Genomic DNA, 25,762 nt, shown 5'->3' with positions numbered 1-25,762 from the left:
TGTTTTGTAAATAAAATTAGATTTACATCATTTATAATAAGGTGGTAACATGATTGTTTTTCGTATTTTTTCTTAAACTTATGCTTGTTGCTCCTGAAATTCAATTTAAAAACTCAGATAATGAAGTTAAAACTATTTCCATATTAGCAAATAATGTTAACTTCATTAAAAACGAGCGACAAACTTTTCTCGCAGTTATTGTAGCTCTTGCCTTAGGAATCATTCTTCTTATAGTTGGCATTTGTGTATTGATTCTTCCTTTAGGACTGACCTCGGCCCTAAGTATCCCTTTAGGCGTAGCAGGAATAGTTATAGGTTCAGCAGCCATCGCGTACTGTCTTAAGGTAGTCTACTATCAAAACGCTGTCTGGAGGAAAAATTATCTAGAGATTAGAAATGTTCTCAGAGAACATGGATTACCTCGTCCCCAAGAAAAGAATACGGATCCCATTCTTTCCATTCTCTTCCCCTCTTCATTAGATATTTTAACATACAGTAGAGTACACTCTATGGGGAAAACAAGAACAGTCATCGCAATGGTGAAAATCGTTCTTGGTATAGGCTGTATAGTTGGCGCTGTAATTTCTCAACTTCTTTTAACTACGTGGTTCCGCCCCGGTATCAGTCTAGGTTTGGGCATTACAGGAGCCGCTTTATTTGTTGGAGGAATTCAGGATATACATGCCTTCAGCTTGAGTGCTCAATGGATCTCTCATTTCTATTTGATGCAGCATGAACAGATAGCACGAAAGTCCGAAAAAGAGCTTTCAGAACAAGTTGTAGAAAGTGCAAAATCTTGTTCAACTCTATTAGAGAGTCATTTAGAACAAGCAAATCAAAGGAATATGGATTTACAAACTCAGATTACTGCACAGAATCTCAAAATTAGTTATCTTCAAAATCGTATTTCTACTTTAGAAGCTATGCCAAGTTCTCAATCTAATGAAGAAGTAGCTTCGACCTGGTTCCCTACTATTGCTTCATCAATCTCTTCAATCTCACGATTTTTCACCACGCCTTCCACGACTTATGATCAGTTTGATTGCTTGCCACCGGCTGATTGCTTACCGGCTATTACCTTCCCTCAACCTATGAGTGAGAGGGCCGAACTTCAAAATGAAACGCATCCCTCTTCTTCTGGCAGCGATGAACATGAAGATTCATTTGAAGATGCCTCAGAAGAACTTGATTTTGTCGGATAAGTCTTACTTTTTAGTCAAATAAAAAGTTTTAACTCTTTTAATTGCGATTAACTCTATATTATATGCGTTTAGTTAGTCTTTTTATTATAAAGATTTATTTAATCTTCTTTTTTCTCTAAGAAAATAATAATGAATTTGTTAAAATCTTACTGATTTTTATTATTTTAAATAGTTTCAGATATGATACTTTCTATATTACGGTCCTCCTCTCAAGAAGAGGCATTGGAAAGGGTTTCTGTATTAAATCGGATATGTCAGCACTCTCATGTTAGTCGCAAGACTGTGAGTTTAACTCTTATTGCTGTGGGTATTATCTTAGTTATATCCGGTATTTTACTCTTAACCTTAACGATTACAAGTTTACCTTCGGCATTTTCTATTGCTTTAGGAGCAACTGTTCTTGCCCTTGGGACGAGTTTGGCTTCCTTTGGTGTGGCTCTCCGTATTCTTAAAAAGCCTCGGGTGAATAATGAGGGTGAAGTCGTTCTGGCTACTGAACTTATGAATATGAAACAAGTAGTCGAACAGAAAACAGAAGAAGTTAATCGATTGCAAGGAGAAGTGAGTGCTTCTCAAACACAACTTGCAGAAATTTCTGAAGCACTGACAACTACAAGAGAATTGGGAAATAATCTTCAAAGTCGTTTGGATGAATCTTCAGAGTTACTAACTCAATCTCGTGAAAACTTGGGTGCTGTTGAAGCACGTCTACAAACAACTGAAGAAACTCTTAGTCAAAAAGAAGAACAACTTGCAAGATCTCAAGGTGAGTTACAAGCTGAAGTAGCACAGCTAGAGGCTCAAGTTAGAGATTTAGAATCTCAACTGCAGGAAACATCCGCAAATCTTGATCGAGCTATTGCGAGTCAGCAAGATTTAATGGAACGGCTTACTACCGACCATGAGTCTGAAGTCACTAGATTAACACGAATGTTAACTACAAAAACGGAAGAATTAAACTCAGCTCACGAAACAATTAGTCAAATACAAAGGCACTTATCAGAACCTGGCTCTTTGTATGTAGGCGCTTCCTCTCCTAAACCTTTAAGAAAAAGTGCTTCTACATTTTCATTAAATGGGAATACTGGTAGCCCAACAGAACGTATCAATCGCTTTACTTCTATGCTCAATGCTGGTTTTAGCAGATTGAGAAGGTCACCTGGAGCTGTGACACCAACTCTTCTAGGAGTTCATCTTTAAGTGATCACAGTGATCAATCGGATCAAAGAGATCAAGATAGCGAAGATCAGGAACTTGAAACAGCTGAAGAGGCTAAAGAAGAAGAATCATAAGATTATTTCTTCTGTATAGAGTATCTCTTAATGGACCCGAGGCGCAATGCTTCGGGTTTTTTTATATATCTAAACAAATATGTCTTCGTTCTTTTTGAAGACTCACAGTCTGATTTAAGAATTGTTGAGCAGATTTCCAGAGTACTTTTTCTGTAGATTCCCTATGTAGATTATCGGATAAAATGCTAGAGATATTGGGATGATCTTCGGCTGTAGAACACTCAGGGAAAAACTTTTCTTGTGCATTAGAATAGAAGAAATCTGTTCCTAGGACAAGTTGATCTAGAATTCCCAATTTTTCAGCATGATGGATATGCTGTTTTAATCCTTGTAAAGAAGACCCAACAAAGTAACTTACGATATTTAAACCAATAACCCCTCCTCTAGATGCGATTTCTTTTGCATGGGCATCAGTAAGATTTCTGGGGATGTTTTGTACTGATCGAAAGTTAGAGTGGCTAGCAAGAACCTGCATGTTAGGAAGCTTGTCTACCGTATAGTCTAAAATATCATCGGAGAGTTTATCACAACAATGGCTAAGGTCTATAGGAATAGCCAATTGATTCATAATTTCTAATAAACGTTTCCCATCAGAGGTAAGTTTATAGGGGTCACAAACTCCTCCCCCAAAACGGTTTCTTCCGTTCCATACAATCCCTAAATAAGCAATAGGCCCCATAGAAAATAGATCTAGGAGTTTTGTGAATAGCTCACTGAGATGTTGGGAATCAGAACCTAATCCCGAAGCATTTTCTATACTACGAATAATAGAGAGGGTATTTTCCCCAGCATCATGATTCAGGTTATCAGAATCAAAAGTAATTAAACGGATACGATTATCCGAATCAGGAAGGTGAAAAAATAGTTGATTTTGTGTATCAGCGCTTGGAGAGCTCATGCTATGCTCAGTAAATATAGCACAAACTTGCTTTCTCACTCCTCCAGAGAGTAATTGACTTGGAGAGCAGCGCACGCAAGGATCTTCATAGGAAAAAGTTTTATGAGAAAGAAGGTCGCAGTGCATATCTATGATCATGACATTCACCGAGTGTATGTATAACTGTATGGAATTAGATAAGGTCTTAGCTCTGGATATGCTGATGTTTCCTGATCGTAGATAAATACCACAACAGGTTCGACAGATCTTAATGCTTGTCTTAAGGTAGGGTAAAAATCACATGGTTTAGGGTTGTGGCAAATTACACCTTGAAATCGAGCGTTCTGCTCAAGAAAATTCTTTAGAGCATCTTCATCTTTTACTGTATAAATTTTTACGTGTTGAGAAAACATGTGGCGCGTGTGTAAGCAAGCATCTATCTTTTCCCCTACAACGTCTTCGATAACTTGATGAGGAATCATTCCCTCACGATAGATCTTTAAAGGATCTGCAGAGATTACCGTAGATTCCAGTCCGTAGGAACAACAGCCTGGAATAACACAAATATCTTCCTGACAGAAGTCTTCAAGCACTTCTTTAGAGGTGATTGCTGGAGGGAAATTGGAAATGTTTGCAGACGTTCCAAGTAGCGGTCCTGCGAGATCGATGAGCTTATTCACTATAGGAATAGAAAGAATCCTAAATCCTAGTTTCTCTTGGTGAAATCTAGGGTTTTTATGGTCAACGAGCAAAGTCAACGGCCCGGGGAGGAACTTCTGTGATAACTTAAGTGCATGTGTTGATAATGTACATCCCGAGAATTTTTCAATATCCTCAATAGTATTTACATACACAACCAAAGATTTTCCCTGATCTCTATGCTTTAAATCATAGATTTTCTCTTCGGCATTTGGGTAATTTAATGCCACTCCCAAACCATAAACTGTATCTGTGGGGAAGGCTATAACCTTGCCTTGATCTAAATAATCTGCAGCTTGTCGTAAAAAAAAATCTGGATCTGTAACAGACATAAAAACTCCAGAATTCGCTATTCTCTAAAATATTTCTCTGCAAAAAACTAAATTCGAGAAGACTTTAACATAGGCATGTTTCTAAATCCAATTTTTTCAATATAGGATCTATTTCACGAGAAGTATTAAAGTTATTAAAATAAATGACATTAATTATCTTCCCTATAGAAGAACGAATTATAAATTTTTCTATGTCTTGTGGGTTCAAAGAAACCCTTGATCTCTAAAATCAATCCGACTAATTTGGTCTAAATTTTCACTATAAGTTACTTTTGAGAGCATTCATGGAGTATTCATTTTTTCGTCGTAAGTTTGCTGGATTAGATTCCATAGTATGTCCTGGGGATCCCGATGATCCTATTATTATCTTTTGTCATGGCTATGGAGCAAATGCTGACAATTTAGCATTTTTCCCTTCAGCATGTCCTTTCAAAGGTGTACGTCCTACATGGGTATTCCCTCATGGTATTGAACAACTTTCTTATGAATTTGGGGGTGGAAGAGCTTGGTTCCCCTTAGACGTTCCTCTATTTCAGAGCTTAATTTCTAATCCGGATATTACCCCAGCAACAGAAGAACAATACCAAAAATTATTCAATATAGATTTTGAGAAACCAAAAGCAGCTTTAGAAAACCTTATTGAAGAGTTGGATCGTCCGCGATACGACATTATCCTAGGAGGCTTTAGCCAAGGTGCTATGATCACCACTCATCTTATTTTATCTTCAAAAATCCCTTATCGAGGAGCTTTAATTTGTTCTGGAGCATTACTATTAGAGAAAGGCTGGGAAAATAATATAAATTTATGTGCTAAGGTTCCTTTTATTCAAAGTCACGGATATCAAGATACCATTTTGCCTTATTACCATGGGGAACGGCTAAATCAGCTCCTATCTTCACGTTTACATGGAGAGTTTATTTCTTTTAATGGTGGGCATGAAATTCCTGCTGTTGTTTTACAAAAAATGCAGGAAACCATTCCCCTATGGACAAGTACGTTCAATTAATACCGAAGAACGATGATTCAGTGATGCAAGTTGTAAGGCTACCCATTCCATGCAGCTTGTCGCTGATGAAGAGTTATCTAAAGCTTGATAGGCTTTTTCTATAATCACAAGCACCTTTTCAAGAGGAAGTATAGGCAGATTAAGAATACCTTTAGCGTATTGCGGATAAGTCATAGCACTCGCACTGATATTTAAAGAAAGCATAAATCTATCTCTAAATAATGTTAAAAGAACTTCTAAAAGGTATTTAGCTTTATCTCTGAGCACTTGTTTATCTGTATCTGCACTACCTTTAACTATTTTTCCTACTTCTGTAATACTCATTTCTCCTGAGGCATACTTGAGTAGATAGGCGATTTCCTCTTCATTAGGGTTTGTCTTTTCTTGTCCTTGAATATGTATGGATAAACTCCGTGAAAGAATCGTTGCTGGTATACGTTGAAGTTTTGCAGATGTCAGTATGATTACACTGTGAGACGGAGCTTCTTCGAGGACTTTTAAAAATACAGAGATCGCAGGTAAAGTCATACGATCTACTTCATGAATAATATAGATCTTATAGTAGCCCTCATAAGGAAGTATTGCGATCTGTTTTTTTATGTCCCTAGGGATCTCTATAGAATGCAATCTTCCCTTTCCAGAAGGCTGAAACTCTTGAATATCAGGATGTAGTTTTTGGGAAATCTTATACCGCGCTTCAGGAGTATCTTTTAGAAGAATATGAGAGGCCAAGTTATAAGCATATTGAGAAAGAATGGATAATGAACTGCCGTGCAATAAAATCGCATGGCATACCTTACCTTGACTAATGTTATCAAGTAAGGCCTCCCAAGGTTCATTAGCTATCTTTCCTTCTATTTGCATAAGGCTAATTCTGTATAAGCGGTCATAACTTTGTTGAGTGATTCTTCTATAGGTTGTCTAGCATCTAAAACAAGATAGCTGTCAGGACGTGACTCGGCAAGAGATAAAAAACCCTCACGAATTTTTGTGTGATATGCCAAAGACTTATTTTCAAACTTATCAAAGGACTTTTGTTGTTGTTTTCTTTTTAGTCCTTCGTCCGCAGGAATATCTAAAAGGCAGGTAAGATTTGGAAGAATTTTTTTTTCTCCTACAACACTGTGACAGAGATTTGTCACATATTCCTTCCCCAGCCCTCCAACTATTCCTTGATAGACAATTGTAGAATCATGGAATCTGTCACATACCACAATTTTCCCTAATTCTAAAGCGGGGAGTATTTTTTCAGTTATGTGTTGTGCACGTGCTGCAAGAAATAAAAAAAGCTCCGTATAAGGAGAAATCTCTGTTGTGGAGGGGTCTAAAATCCAATCACGCACTCGCTCACCTAAGGAAGATCCTCCAGGTTCTCTAGTCGCTACAACTTCTTTCCCCTCAGCCATAAGCTTATCTTTTAGAAGTTGTGTTAAAGAGCTTTTTCCTGACCCTTCACATCCTTCAATTACTATAAACATGGCTTTATTCCTTTATACTTGTGGTGAGGCACTCTCTTCTTCAATATTCGTTAGAGTCTCATCTTCATTTAACGAGAGTTTTTCCATTGCAACAAGGGTATCACCCTCTTTAACGTGAACTAAGCGTACACCTTGAGTAGACCTTCCCATCACACGTACATCTTGCATGTTAATACGAATAGCCTGTCCTTGTGCTGACATGAGTAAGATACTATCGTGATCTGTCACAGAAATAGCTCCAAGAACATCTCCATTTCTCTCGTTGATAAGAATAGAACGTACGCCTACCCCTCCTCGATTGGTTTCTCGGAAATCTTCTACTTGAGAGCGTTTCCCGAAGCCATTATCGCAGACAACAAGAACAGATTGATCATCTCTAACAATTTGACAAGCAACAACACGATCTTTTTCATTTTTCAATGAAACTCCACGTACTCCACGTGCTGTTCTTCCCATAGGTCGTACCTTATCATGAGGGAAACGTACAGCCATCCCCAATCTCGTGAATAGCATGACCTTTTCGTCTTCGCTAGTAATATGCACCGCAGCAATAAGCTCATCACCGTCATCTATTTCTAGAGCGCGAATACCTTTCTTTCTAGGATTGCTGAACGCATCAAGAGCTACTTTTTTGACTACCCCGTGTTTGGTTGCTAAGAATAAGAATCCTGCATTTTCAAAATTCTTAATATTAAGAACAGCGGCTAATTGTTCTCCAGGACGAATACCCTCAAGAAAGTTAATGATCGGTTTACCCTTAGCTCGTCTTTCCCCTTCAGGCAATTGCCAGACTTTCAACCAATAACATTGTCCAAAATTGGTGAAAATCAACAGGTAGTCTTTTGTTGATGCTGAATATACTGCTTTTAAAAAGTCCGAACCTTTCTTCATGTCAAATCCAGAAACACCATGACCACCGCGTTTCTGTTCTCTAAAGACTTTTACAGGCATTCTTTTTACGTAGTCATCTCCTGATATTGTAATAATCACAGGTTCGTTGGTGATAATATCTTCAATATCACGAATGTCATCGGCATCAAATTCTATCGTAGTTCTACGAGGAGTTTTATGAAGCTTTTGAAGCTCTTGAAGTTCATTTCTAATGATATCTTTTACTAAACCTTCATCAGCAAGAACACGTTTGTAGTAAGCAATTTTATTTACTAACTCATCGTATTCTTTTTGAATTTTCTCAGCTTCCAATCCGGTAAGTTGGTATAAACGCAACTCAAGAATAGCAATGGACTGATGTTCAGTAAATCCGAACTTTTCAATCAATTGATGCTTAGCGTGTTCTTTACTATCACTATTACGGATGGTATGTACAACATCATCTAAACAAGAAAGAGCTTTTAAGAAACCTTCAAGGATATGTGCACGTGCTTCAGCTTTATTTAACTCGTAACGAGTTCTTCTGCGAATTACCTCTGTACGGTGGCGTACCCATGCAGAAATCATTCTATGAATATTCATTGTCCTTGGAAGATTTTTATCCAAGGCGAGCATATTCGCTCCGAAAGTCACTTGAATATCAGTGAATTTATAGAGACGGTTGATAACAACTTCTGATGACTCTCCCTTCTTAAGCTCGAGAACAACACGGATACCATCTTTATCTGATTCATCTCGAACATCGGAAATACCTGACAAAGTCTTATCGTTAACAAGATCAGCAATTTGTTCAATTAATCGCGATTTGTTTACATTGTAGGGCATTTCTGTAAGAATGATATTCTCACGATGTTTATCTGCGTTCTCTTCTACATGAAGACGTGCACGAACTTTGATCTTTCCTCTTCCTGTATAGTAGGTAGAGCGTATACCCTCACTACCACAAATCAGTCCCCCTGTCGGGAAATCTGGTCCTGGCATGACTTCTAAGATTTCTTCTATAGAGACGTCAGGCTTACTTAATACCAATAGCGTGGCTTCTATTAACTCTCCGAGGTTATGAGGAGGTATATTTGTTGCCATACCTACAGCAATACCAGAGGAACCGTTACAAAGAAGATTAGGAAACTTCGAAGGAAAAACAACAGGCTCGTGCTTCGTTTCGTCATAGTTAGATACCATATCTACAGTATCTTTATCTAAATCTTCCATTAGGAAGATCGCACTATGGGTTAAACGAGCTTCCGTATAACGCATAGCAGCCGCAGGGTCCCCATCAATAGAGCCAAAGTTTCCTTGACCATCGACCAGTGGATAACGCATCGCCCAGTTTTGAGCCATACGCACTAACGTAGGATAAATAACGCTCTCTCCATGAGGATGGTAATCTCCGGAAGTATCACCGCAAATTTTAGCGCATTTACGATGCTTCGCACCAGGAGTGAGGTTTAATTGCTTCATTGCATAAAGAATACGCCTTTGCGAAGGTTTCAAACCATCCCTGACATCAGGAAGCGCTCGAGAAATAATTACCGACATAGAGTAACGAAGGTAACTTTCCTTCATCTCTTCTTCTAGATTTTTAGGGACAATGATTTCTTCTTTGTTCAACATAGTGATAACCGTCTCCTAAATATCCAAATTATTCATCTTAACTGATAGAGCGTGATTCTCAATAAATTCTCTTCTTGGAGGAACTTCTTCGCCCATAAGCATGGTGAAGATATGATCTGCCTCAACAGCATCTTTCAATGACACACGAACTAAAGTTCTCTGTTCGGGATTCATAGTTGTATCCCAAAGCTGATCAGCATTCATTTCTCCAAGACCTTTATAACGCTGAATTTCTATACCTTTTCTTCCAAGGGCTTTGAGATGATCGATAACTTCTTTTAAAGTATAACAAGTATAAGGTAACGTTTTTGAATCTTCATTGGTTATCACCATTTCAGAATCTTTGGGATTGAGATAATGGCGAATATCTAAACCATAGTCTCGCAATTCCTCTTGAATTTCTGCAAAGATCGACGTTTTATATAATTCAATAACCTTCATAGAATCCGCATCTTCTCTAGATGCCATCTCTTCTTCTTTTTCCTCGGAAGAATAGAAATAGCGTCCACCTTGCTTCCCGCTTTGCGGAGGGCTATAATATAAAGGATAGCCTAAGGTTTCCTTGCGCATTTCTAAAAATTCAGAAAAAGGAACAGCTTTTTTCTCTAAAGCAACGATAAAGTTTTCTATGTTCAAGATAAGCTTGACAAAGCTGTCCAAAGCTTCTCCACTGATCTCACGATCTCCGTTTTTAAACACCAGTTTACTGTCACAAACTCCTAAAGTTAATAGATAATCATCCATCTCCTTTTCTGAAAGAATGTAACGGAAATCTTTTTTCTTGCTTACTTTGTATAAAGGAGGCTGAGCTATATAGACACATTCATTTTCAATTAATGCTGTCATATGGCGGTAGAAGAACGTTAATAGCAGAGTACGAATATGAGAGCCATCAACATCCGCGTCTGTCATGATAATGATACGTCGATAGCGTAGCTTACCTAAATTAAAATTATCCGATCCAATACCGCAACCTAAAGCTGCAATGATGGTTCCTATTTCTTGGTTTTGGAAGATCTTTTGTAAACGTGCTTTCTCAACGTTTAAGATCTTACCTCGGATAGGTAAAATAGCCTGAAAACGACGGTCTCTACCTTGCTTAGCAGATCCTCCAGCGGAATCCCCCTCCACAATGTACATTTCACATTTTGCAGGATCTTTTTCCAAACAGTCAATAAGCTTTCCAGGTAGTCGTGCGCTATCCAAAGCACTTTTCCTTAACGTCAGCTCCCTAGCCTTCTTTGCTGCCTCTCTAGCCTGAGCGGCAATGAAAACCTTTTCAACGATCATCTTCGCAATTTGTGGGTTCTCATCAAAGAAGATTGTTAGCGCTTCTCCAGTGATCTGTTGTGATACGGAACCTACATCACTATTTCCTAGTTTCTGCTTAGTTTGCCCTTCAAACTGAGGATTAGGAACTTTAACAGAAACTACAGCAGTGAGTCCTTCACGAATATCTTCTCCCGTCAACGAGAGCTTATCGTTCTTAGCTAAATTATGAGCTTTAATATAGGCATTAAGTACACGAGTTAGTGCTGTAGAAAATCCTGTAAGGTGGGTTCCTCCTTGACGCGTAGGAATATTATTTGCATATGAATAAATTAATTCAGAATATCCAGAATTCCATTGGAGAGCTGCTTCAAATTCAATGTCACCATCATCTCCAGTTCGACTTCCTGAAATATAAATTGGTTCTGGGAAAAGACTTTCTTTATTTTGGTTTAAATAACTAACGAAGGATTGAATACCTCCTTCGTAGAAAAAGATGACTTTATCAAAACTGACGTCACGATCATCTTCAAAAATGATCGTTATACCACGATTCAAAAATGCAAGCTCTCGCAACCTTTTAATTAAGATAGAGCGATCAAAAACACATGAAGAAAAGATCTTATTATCTGGGTAGAAAGTGATTTCTGTTCCCTGCTTATCGGTAGCTCCTAACAACTGCAAACCAGTTACAGGAACTCCTCTGGAAAACTCCATCTGATAAGCTTGCTTATCTTTGTATACTGTGGCTACTAATTTTTCAGCCAGGGCGTTAACGCAAGAAACTCCGACACCGTGCAAACCTCCGGATACTTTATAGCTATCCTTATCAAATTTTCCTCCAGCATGCAGGACCGTGAGAACAACCTCTAATGCGGAAACATCTCTACCTTGTTTTTTCGATTCCTTTTCATGGGTCTGAATTGGAATACCTCGACCATTGTCAGAGATAGTAATTCCACCATCTTCTAAAATCCTTACATGGATTTCAGAACAATAACCCGCCATGGCTTCGTCGATACTGTTGTCTACAACCTCATACACTAAGTGATGAAGCCCTGTGATCCCAGTATCTCCTATATACATTCCAGGACGCTCACGAACGGCTTGAAGCCCTTCTAAAACAGTGATAGCTGAGGCGTCATAATTTTTTTCTTTTGCGTCCATACATTATCCTAACAAAAACTGTATTTCCTTGATCTTAGCGTGAGGAACTACTTGATGCAAACGAGCAATTAAACTACTTTGATGCATTTGCTTTAGCGAAGCGTATAAGGAAGAATTATAAATCTTTACTAATAGAATATGATCCTTAAATCCTAAAGCTTGGAACATCCCATTATACTTGGTTCCCAACATTTCATTCCATGCTTCTATTACTTCTTTAGGATTAGCAGCAACAATATGCTCTATTTTCTTCAGATATCCGTTCAAGTAATGCTTTGCATGCTTAATTGTAGAGGCTGTTTTTTTAGAGTTTTTTGCTCTGAGTGACTCTCGATTCTTAAGGAAAGGAAACATAAAACACCTAAAAGAAATACAACATAAATGTTTGATCATACGTTGCATTAAAAGAATGCCTTATATCCAGCAACATGAAAAAAGTCAATACGGCTTTACGAGTTCTTTTGGCCGTCTTTTATAAATAACAACATGACCTTACTCATGTCGTGTTCTTAATAAAAATGAAACAAGAATTCAATGCGATGTCTCAAAACAGCAAGAAACATTAGACGCATGCTGGCTCTTCAAGATCATTCTCTAATCTTATGGATCGAAATCTTAAACTATTTCCGTTAACAACTCAAATCTGTTTGATTTTTGTTGAAAACTCTCGTTATGTTGACGACATCGTCTGGAGACAAGCACGTGATCACTCCCAATTTCACGACAACTAAAGACAACAGGAGGATCAACATAACAGCAAATGAAATGACGACTTTAAACACGGCAATAGCAAATTCTAGAATTATCAAAACAACTCCTAGACCTAAGCACTCAACAATACCTCTAAAATAATGCCCTGTTTTATAAGATAACACATCCTGTACTTTGTAACTGCCATCACCGAAATCCTTAACAATAACCTGAGATACTCCGGTCTTCGATCCAAACATTTTATTGTATTGCGCAACTGCAGCTATCCGCTTCGCTCCAATGTATATGCCAACTATAGGAATTGAACCTAGCAAGTTGATTTCTAAGTTAGTTGAGTATAGAGAACATTCAAAAGGAGAGCTGAAAGGACCTTTAGGCCCTAAAACTGCAGTACTCGACATCAATCCACCTTGATTTTTACATAAATTTTTAACAATCAAAAGAAAAATGGTAAAAGTCTTTCAAAAAAAATCAAGAAATCGTTGCCAAGTATGCCTTAAACCTACTGGCAACGGGGTAGATCAACTCTTACTTGAGCCATTCTACATGTATTACTGAAGTAAAAAGATCCCTTGATATTTCGCATCGAAGAAATCCTTCACAGAACGACTTTGCAATAGCTGTTGTAGTTTTTGCATTCTTGAGTCTTCCATATCTTCAGCACGTATTACAACAACGTTGGTGTACTTGGAAGTATGGACATCCTCTAGGTATAGACTATTTTTATATGGATAGATTCCCCCCGCAATGGCGAAGTTTCCAGGAATAACTGCAGCATCAACATCTGGTAAAGAAGATACCAATAAAGGTGCGGCAATCTCTAGAATAGTTACCTTTTTCCCTCCACAACCAAAGACATCTTTTGCAGTGATATCTAGATGAGAAGCTTCTTTGTAACTAATCAAATTGCAGTCTTTCAATAAGTCTAGAGCGCGTTGTTCGTTTGTTCTATCTATAGGAACTGCTATACGCAACTGTTCCTTGACTTTAAGCTCTTCGAGAGACTGGGTTTTACTAGAATATAAACCCAGCGGTTCTAAATGTACTTTAGCCAAAACAACAAGTTTTCCTTCGCAATGGTACCGAGCACACTCATCCTTTAAGAAGTCTTCATGTTGAAAATAATTTGCATCTATTTGCTTATCTAAAAGCAAACGGTTAGGTACACGATAATCATCTATGGGAAGGATTTTAAATTGCAGTCCAAGGGATTGCGCCTCTTTTTCTAAACTATAAAGCAGCTCAGCATGTGGTGTAGGACTTGCAGCAATTCGTAGAACTCCTTCTGAATTCTTGTGACAACCTGTTAAAGAGATGGCTAAAGCAAGTAGCGAGAGTATTTTGATTTTTTTCATAAAATCCCTCGATGTTTTAGTATACGCCGACCTAAAGTGTCTCCCAAAATTCGAATACCTTCAATGAAAAATAAGGTGATAATCAAGACAGATAGAGTAATTGAAAAATCAAAACGATAATAACCATACTGCAATAAAATCTGTCCCAATCCTCCTCCTCCAACAAATCCTGCAAAAGTAGAGCAAGCAATCAAATGGACAACGAGGTTTTTTAAAGAAAAAATGAGCTGGGGGAGAATTTCTGGAAAAAGTATATCTTTTAGTATTTTTATTTTAGGTATTCCTAGAGCAATAGCAGGCTCAACACAAGTTAACGCCCCGGTACGCAATGCTTCGGAAACGAAAGAGGCAACTAAAGGTAGAGCGCCAAAAGTCAGAGGAACTATTGATGCTGTAGCCCCCAAAGAAGTCCCTACTATCCAACGTGTTAAAGGGAATAAAATAACGATTAAAATAGCAAAAGGGATGGCCGTAAGAAAACTTAAAATAATAGAAACAACGGAATGAAAACCCTTCATCGGCTTTAATCCATAGGAAGCCGTTATGAATAATCCTAACCCTAAAAGCCCACCTAATATTAAAGAGAAAAAGAAAGAAGCGCATACCATATATAAAGTACTGCCTGTTTCCTTAACTAACATATAAATCATGTCTATTTGCATATCTACAATACCGCTATCTTGACTTCTGGACTTGCTTTACTATAACCCCTTTCTCTCTAAGAGAACTTTTTGCCCAATCTCTTTGTTCTTTTTCTCCAGATAAAGCAACAATAAGGAAACCCAAAGGAGTTTTACGAAAGAGATTGATATCACCAGAGAGAATATTCATAGAGATCCCTCCACTCTGGATGAGTTGACTGATCATTCCTTGAACTGCCAACCCTTTCGGAAAGCCTAATCTTAAAATTTCTTCATTCTCACCATATTCATAAATTCCCTTTGCGATGGAATGCATATGGAAAAGTTCTTCTGTAATCGTGCTCTGAGGATTTAAGAAAAGTTTTTCCGTAGGACCTAATTCTTCTATGCTTCCCTGATGCATAACCAAAGTCTGGGAACAAAGTTTTTTCACGATTTCGATTTCATGAGATACGAATACTTGGGTGATCCCCCTTTCTTCATTCAACTGCAACAATTTATCCACAACATCCTCGGTTGATCTAGGATCCAAAGCGGAAGTGATTTCATCACAAAGCAAAACCATAGGGTCAGAGACAATAGCTGTGGCAATCGCGACTTTTTGTTTCTGTCCCCCACTTAATCTACTTGGATATGCATGTTTTCTCTCGTAAAGATTAAAAAAATGCAAAGCATCATCAACCTTCTCTTCGATGAGAGATTTTGTCATCTCTGGGCAACGAACCTTCAGGGGGTATGCAATATTTTCAAACACTGTTTTTGCTAAAAACAAGCCGCAGCTTTGAGAAACATAGGCAACCCGCTTAGCAAAGGCTGTGCGAGAAATTTTTTCTATTGGGTTAGAAGTATGGAAACCAGCTATCGAGATGGATCCAGAAGTTGGCTCCACAAGAAAATCAAGACAGCGTAACAAAGTGCTTTTCCCAGAGCCACTATGACCAATAATGCCAAAAATTTCACCAGGATACACAGAGAAAGAGATACAGTTTAGAATACGATGGTTCGCTATTTCCTTGTTTAATTCTTTTACAGAAATGATGGGAGAGTTTTGATTAAACACAAAGAAAACCTAAAAACAAGATATGCTGGTAAATCTATAATAGATCAGCCTTTATGTTTAAAGGATAAAAAGTAAATAGAGATTAATTTAATAAAACCCCCATTCCACAAACATCCTGTTAATAAAATAACAGAAATATGTTTTATGATAAAAGTTGAGGAAGAATAGCCCCCGCTATTTTTCTAGATTCAATGAGGCGCAGCAATTCGCGTTCAGAAATCCCTAAAGCCGAGCATAAACCACCTATTTGTTTATAGGTAAACAACCCTAGGGAATGTCCTCCTAAAATTAACGTAGAAACTGCAGAAGCTATAGCAGCCTTACCAGCATAGGGAAGATAATCTTTCAGACGAGTTTGTAATTTCGGTGCACTACGAATAGCTTGTAAAATACAGAAAATTTTAGATGTTGATGTAGGCGGATGCTGACGCAAGAACTCTACTGTCTCTGAAAATGATGAACTTAGTTGAGGATCAGGGCCAGTGCCTAAACTATAAGCTAATCCTGAAACACCTGATGGCAAGTGATCACCTAATCTCTCAAAAATTCTTTGAGACTCTCTTATAAGTGTAGTATCTTGTTCGGCTGGGTCTCTTTCAGCTAGATCTCCCATCACTGTGATTGCACGCAAATTATAAGGGTCGATACCTTCAAATGGTATATTAACAGCAGCCTGTGAAGCAGGCATAGCCCTGCCATGCGCATTTACATCATGGATCTGCATAATCGATTGGATGTCTGGATTGTTTCTCCCGTGTACAAACACTAAAGCCCCAATAATATTTCCAGAATTCAACATTTCTAAAACTAACATCTTATCTTCTTGAGGTAGAGAGAGTTTTTCTACTGACCCCACAATATTCGCAGCGAGACTCTGGTTGCAGAGACACCATCCTGAGAGCAACACGTTCAAACTTACCAAGGATGCTGTATAAGCTGATGGTTGGTTTAATGTTTTGATTAACCGAATAAGAGCAAAGAGGTTGTCTGCATGCTGTACATTTATGAGGGTATCGTGTAACCAGAAAGCTCCCCAAAGATCACTGGAGAATGCTGCTTTAGCATTACAAGTAATGGACAAAATAGAGTGATTATCCGCACCAAAAAATGGTATTGTAGACATGGTGAGCACGTCTCCAACGCTCACGGGCATTTCTCCCCGCTTTACCTTCTCCCAGATTTGCTTTATGCCTCTACAAAAAACAGAAAAGGATTTAGTAGCTTTACTATGTTCTCTTCTATACTTAGAGTGTTCTTCTATAGAAGGATGTTGCCCACCCGCTTGCGCAATGTCCAGGAGGCGCATAAGGTTGGATTGAAATAAAGCATCTACGTTCATTCTCTCCAAATCAGGAGCGGTAGCATCAGAAGTCGATGGTTGTTCCTCATCAACTGAAGCTGGAACTCTTTCGGGAGAAACCTCCTGTTCTTCACCTACTGTTGATGCAGGAATTCCTTCTTCAGGCTGATCTTCAGTTGCAAGATCCTCAAAAACGGAATCCTCAGTTTGTGTCGGGACAGGTAAAGGTTCTGAAAGAGACGGAGAGGGTGTGGGAGTAGAAGTTGATGATGTTTCATGAATCGCATTCGAGCTAGAAGTTGTGGATACTCGATTAGAAACTAGTCCAGAAGCTGGTTGTTGTGATCTTAATCCATATCTCGGAAGTTGTGTGATCCTTTGCGGCTCTACACTTTGTAAAAAGTCTAAAGAGAAATTACAGAAGGTAGTTCTTAACTCTTTAGAAGCTTCAGAAAGCTCAGAAAAGATTTTTCTAATTTTAAGGAAATAAATAGCTAAAGATGTCAAGGATACTGCTGTTGTACCCAAAAGAACCAACCCCAATATTACAGTAAAGGCAATAGGAGCCCCAGGAATTAGTTGAAGAATAAGAATAGTTAATAACAAGATAGCTGCAACTACAGAAGAAATTAAACCAATAATTTGGGACTGTCTTATTTTACATGCAGTATCCTTATCACTAGAAACAACAGAAACTAGTTCAGAAGAGACATCATGAATAGGTTCATTCGTAGTAGTGTTAGTTCGAAGATGAGGATTAATTGAAGGTTGTGACATTTAATTTTACTCTAAAATAAAGAAAGCGCTACTCCATTTTAAATGTTTAAAGATTTTAAAAAGTATAGTTTTTTCTCTTTTTAATGATTGCTTTTATAAAGATTCTTGACAAATCTTACTCATTAACCCCAAACTAACCTTTGTTACCACTTAAGGAGACTGTATTTGTATGTCGAAGATATATGATTTGCTAGGCGATGACGCAGAAGCTTTGTTAAAACACAAATGCAAACATATCCTCAAAGAAAATCTTACACTTCCCTCACTAGATTTTGTCGATAAAGTTTTTTCTTATTCTGATAGAAACAACCTTGTATTAAGATCTTTACAGTCAATGTTTTCCCACGGAAGGTTGGGTAATACAGGGTATCTCTCAATTCTTCCCGTAGACCAGGGAGTAGAACATACAGCGGGGGCATCTTTTTCTCCCAACCCCATCTATTTTGATCCCGAAAACATTATTCGCTTAGCGATTGAAGGAGGATGTTCTGCTGTGGCCTCTTCTTATGGAGTTTTAAGCTTACTCTCAAGAAAATACGCTCATAAAATTCCTTTTATGTTGAAGCTCAATCATAACGAGCTATTATCCTACCCAACAACCTACCACCAGATTTTCTTCAGCCAGGTAGAAAATGCGTACAATATGGGGGCTGTTGCAGTTGGAGCCACCGTGTATTTTGGTTCTGAGACATCTTCAGAAGAGATCATTGCAGTTTCTCGCGCTTTTGCACGAGCTAGAGAACTAGGATTGGCCACAGTATTGTGGTGTTATCTACGAAATCCCCACTTTATCACTAATGGTGTCGACTATCATACAGCTGCTGATTTGACCGGTCAGGCCGATCATTTAGGAGCAACTTTAGGTGCTGATATCGTAAAACAAAAACTACCTACATGCCAAGGTGGTTTTAAAGCTATTAAATTTAGTAAGACCGATGATAGAGTATATTCCGAACTCTCTTCAGATCATCCAATTGACCTGTGTCGTTATCAAGTGCTGAATAGCTACTGTGGTAAGGTAGGACTTATTAATTCTGGAGGTCCCTCCGGGAAGGATGACTTTGTAGAGGCAGCAAAAACTGCTGTGATTAACAAACGAGCTGGAGGTATGGGGCTCATTTTGGGAAGAAAGGCTTTCCAAAGACCTATGACCGAAGGCATACAATTACTAAACTTAATTCAAGATATTTACTTAGACCCGAGTATTACAATAGCGTAATCTAAAGAAGGCTCTTATGCACACCCATTCAAAACCCTCAAAACCTCTAGGAACTTTTACTGTTGGAATGTTATCTCTAGCAGTAGTAATCAGTTTAAGGAACCTACCTCTAACAGCAAAACACGGCTTATCCACTCTTTTCTTCTATGCATTAGCCGTATGTTGTTTTATGATCCCTTATGCACTTATCTCTGCAGAATTAGCATCATTTAAACCTCAAGGAATTTATATTTGGACTCGTGATGCCTTAGGAAAATGGTGGGGATTCTTCTCAATATGGATGCAATGGTTCCATAATATGACTTGGTACCCAGCGATGCTTGCATTTATTGCAAGTACCCTGGTGTATAAAATTAATCCAGATCTAGCTCACAATAAAATCTATCTGGCTACTGTTATCCTCGCTGGATTTTGGGGTTTAACCTTCTTTAATTTCTTCGGAATTAGTACATCAGCGTTGTTCAGTTCAATCTGTGTTATCATAGGAACTTTGATCCCAGGTGCCATTTTAGTCACTTTGGCTATTTTCTGGATTCTATCTGGTAATCCTATAGCCATTTCCCTTTCATGGGGGGATCTAATTCCTGATATTCACGGTATGTCTTCTTTTGTATTGTTAGCAGGGATGCTGTTAGCCCTATGCGGATTAGAAGCTAATGCTAACCTTGCCTCTGATATGATCAACCCTAGAAAGAATTACCCGAAAGCCGTGTTTATTGGAGCAATTTGTACATTAGCTATCTTGGTTTTAGGATCTCTTTCTATAGCCATTGTTATTCCAAAAGAAGAAATCAGTTTGGTTTCGGGGCTTGTTAAAGCATTTTCTTTATTCTTTGATAAATACAATCTTTCTTGGATGACAAGCATTGTTGTAGTTATGACCATCGCAGGATCTTTGGGAGAACTTAACGCATGGATGTTCGCAGGAACTAAAGGCTTATTCGTCTCCACACAAAATGACTGCCTTCCTAGAATGTTTAAAAAAGTAAACTCAAAGAATGTCCCTACAAACCTTATGTTATTTCAAGCTATTGTAGTCACTGTGTTTACTTTGATATTCCTGTGTCTAGACTCAGCAGATTTAGCGTACTGGATCCTTAGTGCTTTAAGTATACAAATGTATTTAGCAATGTACATTTGCCTATTTATTTCAGGTCCTATCTTACGTATTAAAGAGCCAAAAGCTCAGCGGCTCTATTCAGTTCCTGGGAAATTTTTTGGTATCTGCCTACTTTCATTCTTAGGAATACTTTCTTGTGTATTTGCTTTATGGATTAGCTTCTTACCTCCTCAAGAAGTCACACAATTATCTGGGGCTTATAAAATAGGATACTCCGCCTTTTTATTATTAGCCTTCTCAATAAATTGTATGATACCTTTTGGCATCTACTACGCTCATAAAAAATTCATTAAATAAATCTAAGAGAATGCACAAAAGTAGTACCTTAAATCCTTTTTAAGGACTGCTTTTTGTGTTTCTTAATCACAGACACTCCGTCTTTCCCAAAAGCCTGAGAATAAATTAAGACAGCTACTCAGTAAATAAATGTGGGAATAAAACTTCTAAAAAACGATTTGAAGAAATCACAGAGATCAAATCGTTAAAACTCAAGCCTAGGTGATTCGCCCTAACACTGAGTTCTCGTTCATTCGCTATTCCTACAGAAAACAAACCTGCAATTATAGGCTCTATTAAAGATTTCCAATAACCTATAGGCATTGCCTTAGTCAGTAATCCTTGGATGAAACTTTGATATTTAGAATGGCTATGGAGCAGTTCTATAAGCAAAAAGGGATTCGCTAGTAAACTGTAATAATTTTCCATAATAAACTGATTTAAATCGTATATACCCTTTAGATTCCTCGCCAAAGCAAATCTAAATTTCCAAGAAGAACATATAGGTAAATTCAAACAAAATGTCATTCTTAAATTAAGGTTATCTATCAGTTCACGTAATGAAGGATCATTTTGTGTATACTCATCAGAGTTCATACTATTTTGTATAGTATGACATTTTCTAGCAGCTAGAGCATGTACGGATGTGTTTAAAAAATCCGCAAATCGAACACGTAATTCTGGTTCGGCTCTAGAGAAAATGAGCTGAATGAAATTTCCCTCTTCTAAATAAGCACGGTCCTGCGAAGTAAGAAGTTGAGAGTTATAACCTTCAAGAATTTCTATGCAGGGCTCCCCCACATATAAACCGTAAAGCCAAAGATTGAACGTTTGTAAAGCTCTAGAAATATAAGTAGTATTACCGTGATTGGTATTCCAAGATTCAGCAACATCTATAAACTTCTTAAGGAGGAAATTATTGATCTCTGGTTTCTCAAGAATAAGGACAATAAAATCTACAAAAGAATGCTGCTTTAAAAGTTCGCTCCACATTTGCAAACAATAACACAAGGAAGTCTCTTGATTCCGAGAACGTAATGAGGGAATAAACAGATCATTGATTTCCCTAACGATGCCCTTTATTAAGTTTCCTGATTCCCTTCCACAATGCATAATAGCGTTAGTAAAGGTCATGGCAAAATTCATAAAAGAAACGTGCAGATTTTCTACTCGCTCAGAAATGTTGTCTCTATAAGAAGGATTGTTGCGATACAATGTTCCAGTAATAAATACCCGTTCAGGAGTGCCTACTGATAATGTTTGGATCTCTGTTTCTTGTACTTCCTCTGGAACGGTTAAGTTCAATAATGTTTGTAAAAAAGTTTGTTCATCGTCAGAAAATTCCATTTCGTTAGGAAGAGCAATCTTGGGAAAGATCCTCTGCTCCGCATTTAAAATAAAAACAAGAACCAAACCTATCAAACATACTGCTGTAATCGCACTAGAAAAACAGATAAGAGCTATTGAAGAGGTAAGAACATTAGAGCCAACAAGTACAATACCTAGAATAGTAAGGACAACAATAATAGAGAAAACGACAACCATAATGGCGGCATCTCTAGAAACACACCGCTGGTATCCTTGAGTATCTAAAAGTAGATCTGAGGAATCTTTTTTAGAGTGTAAGAGAAATACTGAAGAAATAAGAACCTTATGAAGTTGATCAAAAATATAGAAAAACTATTAACTGAAAAAACAAAAGTTCAAGAAACCTGTTATTAAGAAGAATATCACCATAGACATAATATCGTTTAATGCCGTGACAATAGGTCCTGAAGCTAAAGCTGGGTCTACACCTAATTTCACAAAGAAAAATGGGGAAAGAACGCCTAAAGTAGTCGCTGTTAATGATGCTCCTAAAACACCTGCTGCTACAGTAACCCCAAGCTGTAATCCTCCTCCTGAAAAAAGATTCATCCCTATGAATCCCATAAGATAAACAACAATCCCACAAAGAATTCCTAAAGCAACTCCAGTTAATAAACCAATACTCATCTCTTTAAATATGGTTTCTCTACGTCTTCCAAATGAAAGAGTCCCTGTAGCCATACTACGCACTAAAATCGTACTACATTGAACACCAACGTTCCCTGACATTCCATTAATTAAAGGAATAAAGAAAATCACGAGAGCTAGCAGTGATGGGGCAATCTTTTGAAAATAAGCCATCACTGAAGCACTGACTAGTCCAGCACAAAGAGTAACTAATAACCAAGGAGCTCTTAGTAAAAACCTCTGAACAACATGACAACTATGATACCCTACATCTTCTGTTGTTCCCGCCATGCGAGCTATAGTTTCATCGGCGATATCTTCAATAGCCTCTACAACATCTTCGTATGTAATCGCGCCTATTAAAAAATTCTCTTCGTCAACAACCGGTAAAGCAGCAATTTTATAACGTTCTACTAAATCAACAACTTCTTCTCGAGTCGCATCAGGTAAGACTTTATGCTCTACTTGGCTCATGATCTGCTTTAAAGAGATTTCAGGAGGATTAATGATTAGACTTCTATCGGTAACTACACCTTGAAGCTCTCCTTTAAAATCTAAAACAAACACCAGCCGGGTTAAATCTATTCCCGGATTATTTCTAATACAAGCGGAAACATCTTTTACGGTCGTTTCCATCAAAAAAGCAAAAAACTCATTCGTCATGAGCCGCCCTGCTGTATTCCGACCATGCTTTTGTAAATCACGAATTTTTAATGCTTTTTTAGAATCTATCAATTCTAAAATTCTACGGTACCGTCGATCAGGAATATCATCTAATACCCATACAGCCTCATCTGGAGGCATCTGATCAATCAATGCACATACTTCTATATCAGTCAATTTACGAAAAATAGCCCAACGAGAAGCAGAATCCGTATTAATAATAAAAGCAACTCGAGAAGCTATACATGAGAGATTTTTATAAAGAATAGCACGTGAATCTGGTGGCAAACAAGAAACAGCATAAGCTAAGTCTATAGGATTATATTCACTAACAATCTTGGAAAGATCGTGGGAATGTATATCAGTAGATAAACAGGTAAACGCTTTCTCTAACTTAAAACTTAGCTCATCATCCAAATGGCTAGTTTTTGAATCCATTAAGTTTCCTGAACCAAGAGCTGCGTCTAGTTTCTCTTCGCCTCTGTTTTGTTCGCCCACCATAGTTTACCTCTTTGATTAGCCACAACTTCATGAAACTCGTGCCCAGCTCGCAAATTTGCTAAACACGGATCATTTAACCACCGCGATTCTGTAATTTTAAAACCAAAATCAACAGAACGCATTACCATGGCCCAAGCCTGACCTATCTCTTTTTTAACAGCATAAAACTTACCTAAAGTGTAATAAGCTTCGCTACACCCTAAGGCAACTGCCTGTTCTAAATATAGCCTAACTAATTCCTCGGATTCCAAACAACGTCGTTTCCAAAATAAAAATAGCCACGCCTCTCCTAATAAGAGTAGTAAATCTTCTTGATCAGGACATTCATCTATTAACGAATTCAAAATAACTAAAGCCTGTTCAACCAAAGACTCATCTTCTAATAGTTTCCCTTTTCCTAAAAGAGTAGATGCGATAATGACCTTGGCTCTGAAGGACCGTTTATCTTCATCTATAGCGGATAATAAAGTATAAGCCTGATCATAATATTCTAGAGACTCTTGAAGATTTGCTAATAAATAACAAGAATGTCCCCACAATTCCAAAATTTCTATTCTACAGGTAAGATCCCAAGCTTTACGATAGTATAGTAAAGATTCTTCTAAATAAATTTCCTTATAAGCAAGATCTGTTGTTGCTTCAGCTAAACATTTTAAAGCTAAGCCTCTATCGCTCCAAAATAAAAATACTTCAGGACGTAAAGAACATAACCTCTTCATAATATCAACAGCTTTATGCAACAATCTCACACTTTTTTTTCTTACCCCCCAAGCAAAATATGCATCAAAAAGCTTCTGCCACCCGTTGATATTTTCTGCATCCCATTCAATACAAGATTTAAAACAAGATGCAGCAGCGGCAAAATTCGCATCGTCACCAAAATATAAAGCTGAGCAAAGCTGTACCACCCCTAACGCTTGAATTAAATGACTATTCCCAGGAAAAGCTCTCATTGCGGCAACTAACCGCGTACGGTTCTCTTTAAATAGATTGGGTTCGTCTAAATACAACCCAAGGACTGCTATTCCATTCGCGAGAAGCGATGATAAAATAATCGGGTCTGCTCCTTTTTTCTGAGCTGAAGCAAGCTTATCCAACCCCATTTCTATGTGCTTCATGCTGCTGTTAAGCCAACCGGAACGAATCAACAATTCCCCCCACAACACCCACAGCTCAGCAATATGAGGATATGCTTGCACCGTTTGATACAATACCTTATTCGCCTGATAGAAATGCTCTTTTTCATAAGTTAGATCAAATAATCTTACTACTGCTAAAGCATAGTTATAGCGATAATTCTCATGAGCTGCGCTATCAATATGACGATTAAAGCTCAGAAAAATAGCCTTAGACAAGTGATCTATAGCTTGTTCTATATAGGAAGACTTTCCCGATTCTAGCCCGAAAAATTGCAAACATTCGGCATAATCTGCGTGAGCACTTGCTCGATTTGGAACCAGGCTTAATACCTTAGAAAAACATTGAGAGCTTCGTATAAGAGCTGCCGTTTCTTTGCTTTTACAATATAATGTTAAGTAAGATTTTCCTACAGTTTCATATACATAAGCAGTTGCTAAATAAGAAACTTCCTCGTGTTTTTCTCCGCGACAAAAATGCTCCCAACCTAATCTATCATTCAAATGAGGATGAATCTTAAGTAACTGTTCTAGGACATGAAAATCTTTGAAGACCTGATCTAAGAATTTAGTGTCGCTAGTTAAAGAAAATAATTCAAAATTCGCACATACTTTAGCAGAACACAAAGAGAGTCTATCCGAAGAGCTAATGCCTAATTTTTTAAATAAGATATCTATGTAGGCTAAAACATCGACCAAGATTCGAGAATTTTTCTTATTCACCCCATACTTCATCCCGTAGAAAATGATGATTTTTAAAACCACGATATGATCTCGGGAAAGCATCAATAGGCTCTCTGATAAAGATAAATAGCCCTCAGCAATCTCTGAAGAACCTTCAAGGTCTACTAACTCGGAAATAAGAAAATTTATGAATGCTGATGGACAACCGAATTCGGGGATTATATCGGATTCTCCGTGAAAATTTTTAGAAGAAATGAAAGGTAAGGATGATCCCATCTTGTGACTGCTGTACTGTCATATTCTCTTCTTCATACAACTTAGAGGATACCATAAAAGATTGAGTTTCTATTCCTAGCGGATACAACCCTAAGTTATACTACTGTTGAAGGTTTTCTGAGACAAAAAGCTTAGAATTTCAAAACTAATATACCTAGATAGTAAACGTAAAAGTGTCTGACAGAAAAACTTTGAGGCTAGTTTAACGCATTTAAGTTTT

At 37.8% G+C, this 25,762-nt stretch carries 19 protein-coding genes and 1 pseudogene; 5 read left to right on the top strand and 15 right to left on the bottom strand.

Going from position 1 to position 25,762, the window contains the following annotated elements; translation table 11 throughout:
* The first annotated feature begins 80 nt into the window (after positions 1 to 80).
* Together FI836_RS00210 and FI836_RS00205 are read left to right on the top strand one after the other, a co-directional pair.
* Positions 81 to 1,202: a CPSIT_0556 family inclusion membrane protein gene (locus FI836_RS00210; RefSeq protein WP_017001366.1), complete on the top strand. Its 1,122-nt coding sequence runs from the start codon at positions 81 to 83 to the stop codon at positions 1,200 to 1,202.
* Between the two features lie 180 nt (positions 1,203 to 1,382).
* A pseudogene (locus tag FI836_RS00205) lies at positions 1,383 to 2,494 on the top strand (incA family protein).
* A 61-nt stretch (positions 2,495 to 2,555) separates the two neighbouring features.
* Here FI836_RS00205 and FI836_RS00200 read toward each other — a convergent pair.
* Both FI836_RS00200 and FI836_RS00195 read right to left on the bottom strand, forming a co-directional pair.
* Complete coding sequence (locus tag FI836_RS00200) at positions 2,556 to 3,530, bottom strand: dipeptidase (protein WP_006343189.1); 975 nt, start codon at positions 3,528 to 3,530, stop codon at positions 2,556 to 2,558.
* 5 nt (positions 3,531 to 3,535) lie between these two features.
* Positions 3,536 to 4,402: an L-threonylcarbamoyladenylate synthase gene (locus tag FI836_RS00195; protein ID WP_006343188.1), complete on the bottom strand. Its 867-nt coding sequence runs from the start codon at positions 4,400 to 4,402 to the stop codon at positions 3,536 to 3,538.
* A 284-nt stretch (positions 4,403 to 4,686) separates the two neighbouring features.
* Between FI836_RS00195 and FI836_RS00190 the strand changes: the two genes are divergently transcribed.
* The gene (locus FI836_RS00190) at positions 4,687 to 5,409 is read left to right on the top strand and encodes a hydrolase (RefSeq protein ID WP_006343187.1); all 723 of its coding nucleotides are present in this window, start codon (positions 4,687 to 4,689) and stop codon (positions 5,407 to 5,409) included.
* On the opposite strand, the gene FI836_RS00185 is transcribed toward FI836_RS00190, so the two are convergent.
* From FI836_RS00185 to FI836_RS00140, 10 genes are all read right to left on the bottom strand, one after another.
* Positions 5,386 to 6,273, bottom strand: a complete 888-nt coding sequence (locus tag FI836_RS00185) for a DNA polymerase III subunit delta' (RefSeq protein ID WP_006343186.1) — start codon at positions 6,271 to 6,273, stop codon at positions 5,386 to 5,388. The two genes, FI836_RS00190 and FI836_RS00185, sit on opposite strands and share 24 nt — an antisense overlap.
* Positions 6,264 to 6,887 (bottom strand): dTMP kinase, encoded by a 624-nt coding sequence (gene tmk / locus FI836_RS00180; protein WP_006343185.1) that lies wholly within the window; start codon positions 6,885 to 6,887, stop codon positions 6,264 to 6,266. The genes FI836_RS00185 and tmk overlap by 10 nt, the downstream gene beginning before the upstream one ends.
* Positions 6,888 to 6,899: 12 nt before the next feature.
* The gene (gyrA, locus tag FI836_RS00175; protein ID WP_014943836.1) at positions 6,900 to 9,392 is read right to left on the bottom strand and encodes a DNA topoisomerase (ATP-hydrolyzing) subunit A; all 2,493 of its coding nucleotides are present in this window, start codon (positions 9,390 to 9,392) and stop codon (positions 6,900 to 6,902) included.
* A 15-nt stretch (positions 9,393 to 9,407) separates the two neighbouring features.
* Positions 9,408 to 11,828, bottom strand: coding sequence for a DNA topoisomerase (ATP-hydrolyzing) subunit B (gyrB, locus tag FI836_RS00170; protein ID WP_015386102.1), 2,421 nt, complete (start codon positions 11,826 to 11,828; stop codon positions 9,408 to 9,410).
* 3 nt (positions 11,829 to 11,831) lie between these two features.
* Positions 11,832 to 12,182 carry a DciA family protein gene (locus FI836_RS00165; protein ID WP_006343182.1) on the bottom strand — a complete coding sequence of 117 codons (351 nt, stop codon included), beginning with the start codon at positions 12,180 to 12,182 and terminating at the stop codon, positions 11,832 to 11,834.
* A 275-nt stretch (positions 12,183 to 12,457) separates the two neighbouring features.
* Positions 12,458 to 12,940, bottom strand: coding sequence for a hypothetical protein (locus FI836_RS00160; RefSeq protein ID WP_006343181.1), 483 nt, complete (start codon positions 12,938 to 12,940; stop codon positions 12,458 to 12,460).
* A gap of 150 nt (positions 12,941 to 13,090) precedes the next feature.
* Positions 13,091 to 13,894 (bottom strand): MetQ/NlpA family ABC transporter substrate-binding protein, encoded by an 804-nt coding sequence (locus tag FI836_RS00155; protein WP_014943834.1) that lies wholly within the window; start codon positions 13,892 to 13,894, stop codon positions 13,091 to 13,093.
* Positions 13,891 to 14,556, bottom strand: a complete 666-nt coding sequence (locus FI836_RS00150) for an ABC transporter permease subunit (RefSeq protein ID WP_032742272.1) — start codon at positions 14,554 to 14,556, stop codon at positions 13,891 to 13,893. The genes FI836_RS00155 and FI836_RS00150 overlap by 4 nt, the downstream gene beginning before the upstream one ends.
* A 13-nt stretch (positions 14,557 to 14,569) precedes the next feature.
* Positions 14,570 to 15,595: a methionine ABC transporter ATP-binding protein gene (locus tag FI836_RS00145; protein ID WP_006343178.1), complete on the bottom strand. Its 1,026-nt coding sequence runs from the start codon at positions 15,593 to 15,595 to the stop codon at positions 14,570 to 14,572.
* Between the two features lie 142 nt (positions 15,596 to 15,737).
* Positions 15,738 to 17,672 carry a CT214 family putative inclusion membrane protein gene (locus tag FI836_RS00140; RefSeq protein WP_014943832.1) on the bottom strand — a complete coding sequence of 645 codons (1,935 nt, stop codon included), beginning with the start codon at positions 17,670 to 17,672 and terminating at the stop codon, positions 15,738 to 15,740.
* A gap of 169 nt (positions 17,673 to 17,841) precedes the next feature.
* Between FI836_RS00140 and FI836_RS00135 the strand changes: the two genes are divergently transcribed.
* Together FI836_RS00135 and FI836_RS00130 are read left to right on the top strand one after the other, a co-directional pair.
* Positions 17,842 to 18,891 (top strand): class I fructose-bisphosphate aldolase, encoded by a 1,050-nt coding sequence (locus tag FI836_RS00135; protein WP_014943831.1) that lies wholly within the window; start codon positions 17,842 to 17,844, stop codon positions 18,889 to 18,891.
* A gap of 16 nt (positions 18,892 to 18,907) precedes the next feature.
* The gene (locus tag FI836_RS00130) at positions 18,908 to 20,308 is read left to right on the top strand and encodes an amino acid permease (RefSeq protein ID WP_006343175.1); all 1,401 of its coding nucleotides are present in this window, start codon (positions 18,908 to 18,910) and stop codon (positions 20,306 to 20,308) included.
* 114 nt (positions 20,309 to 20,422) lie between these two features.
* On the opposite strand, the gene FI836_RS00125 is transcribed toward FI836_RS00130, so the two are convergent.
* The 3 genes from FI836_RS00125 to FI836_RS00115 all read right to left on the bottom strand — a co-directional run bounded on the left by FI836_RS00125 (position 20,423) and on the right by FI836_RS00115 (position 25,542).
* A complete protein-coding gene (locus FI836_RS00125; protein ID WP_014943829.1) occupies positions 20,423 to 21,832 on the bottom strand; it encodes a CT214 family putative inclusion membrane protein in 1,410 nt (469 codons plus the stop codon).
* Positions 21,833 to 21,970: 138 nt separating this feature from the next.
* Positions 21,971 to 23,383 (bottom strand): magnesium transporter, encoded by a 1,413-nt coding sequence (mgtE, locus tag FI836_RS00120; protein WP_006343173.1) that lies wholly within the window; start codon positions 23,381 to 23,383, stop codon positions 21,971 to 21,973.
* A gap of 26 nt (positions 23,384 to 23,409) precedes the next feature.
* Complete coding sequence (locus tag FI836_RS00115) at positions 23,410 to 25,542, bottom strand: hypothetical protein (RefSeq protein ID WP_014943828.1); 2,133 nt, start codon at positions 25,540 to 25,542, stop codon at positions 23,410 to 23,412.
* Positions 25,543 to 25,762 lie beyond the last annotated feature (220 nt).

The organism is Chlamydophila parapsittaci, assembly GCF_006385615.1.
Taxonomy (GTDB): Bacteria; Chlamydiota; Chlamydiia; order Chlamydiales; family Chlamydiaceae; genus Chlamydia; species Chlamydia psittaci.
This window is presented reverse-complemented; position numbering and strand designations above follow the sequence as displayed.

Bases quoted from the DNA above. Each gene is read 5' to 3' on its own strand.
- FI836_RS00210 (WP_017001366.1), top strand. From the start codon at position 81: ATGCTTGTTGCTCCTGAAATTCAATTTAAAAACTCAGATAATGAAGTT.
- FI836_RS00200 (WP_006343189.1), bottom strand. From the start codon at position 3,530: ATGATCATAGATATGCACTGCGACCTTCTTTCTCATAAAACTTTTTCC.
- FI836_RS00195 (WP_006343188.1), bottom strand. From the start codon at position 4,402: ATGTCTGTTACAGATCCAGATTTTTTTTTACGACAAGCTGCAGATTAT.
- FI836_RS00190 (WP_006343187.1), top strand. From the start codon at position 4,687: ATGGAGTATTCATTTTTTCGTCGTAAGTTTGCTGGATTAGATTCCATA.
- FI836_RS00185 (WP_006343186.1), bottom strand. From the start codon at position 6,273: ATGCAAATAGAAGGAAAGATAGCTAATGAACCTTGGGAGGCCTTACTT.
- tmk (WP_006343185.1), bottom strand. From the start codon at position 6,887: ATGTTTATAGTAATTGAAGGATGTGAAGGGTCAGGAAAAAGCTCTTTA.
- gyrA (WP_014943836.1), bottom strand. From the start codon at position 9,392: ATGTTGAACAAAGAAGAAATCATTGTCCCTAAAAATCTAGAAGAAGAG.
- gyrB (WP_015386102.1), bottom strand. From the start codon at position 11,828: ATGGACGCAAAAGAAAAAAATTATGACGCCTCAGCTATCACTGTTTTA.
- FI836_RS00165 (WP_006343182.1), bottom strand. From the start codon at position 12,182: ATGTTTCCTTTCCTTAAGAATCGAGAGTCACTCAGAGCAAAAAACTCT.
- FI836_RS00160 (WP_006343181.1), bottom strand. From the start codon at position 12,940: ATGTCGAGTACTGCAGTTTTAGGGCCTAAAGGTCCTTTCAGCTCTCCT.
- FI836_RS00155 (WP_014943834.1), bottom strand. From the start codon at position 13,894: ATGAAAAAAATCAAAATACTCTCGCTACTTGCTTTAGCCATCTCTTTA.
- FI836_RS00150 (WP_032742272.1), bottom strand. From the start codon at position 14,556: ATGCAAATAGACATGATTTATATGTTAGTTAAGGAAACAGGCAGTACT.
- FI836_RS00140 (WP_014943832.1), bottom strand. From the start codon at position 17,672: ATGTCACAACCTTCAATTAATCCTCATCTTCGAACTAACACTACTACG.
- FI836_RS00135 (WP_014943831.1), top strand. From the start codon at position 17,842: ATGTCGAAGATATATGATTTGCTAGGCGATGACGCAGAAGCTTTGTTA.
- FI836_RS00130 (WP_006343175.1), top strand. From the start codon at position 18,908: ATGCACACCCATTCAAAACCCTCAAAACCTCTAGGAACTTTTACTGTT.
- FI836_RS00125 (WP_014943829.1), bottom strand. From the start codon at position 21,832: ATGGTTGTCGTTTTCTCTATTATTGTTGTCCTTACTATTCTAGGTATT.
- mgtE (WP_006343173.1), bottom strand. From the start codon at position 23,383: ATGGATTCAAAAACTAGCCATTTGGATGATGAGCTAAGTTTTAAGTTA.
- FI836_RS00115 (WP_014943828.1), bottom strand. From the start codon at position 25,542: ATGGGATCATCCTTACCTTTCATTTCTTCTAAAAATTTTCACGGAGAA.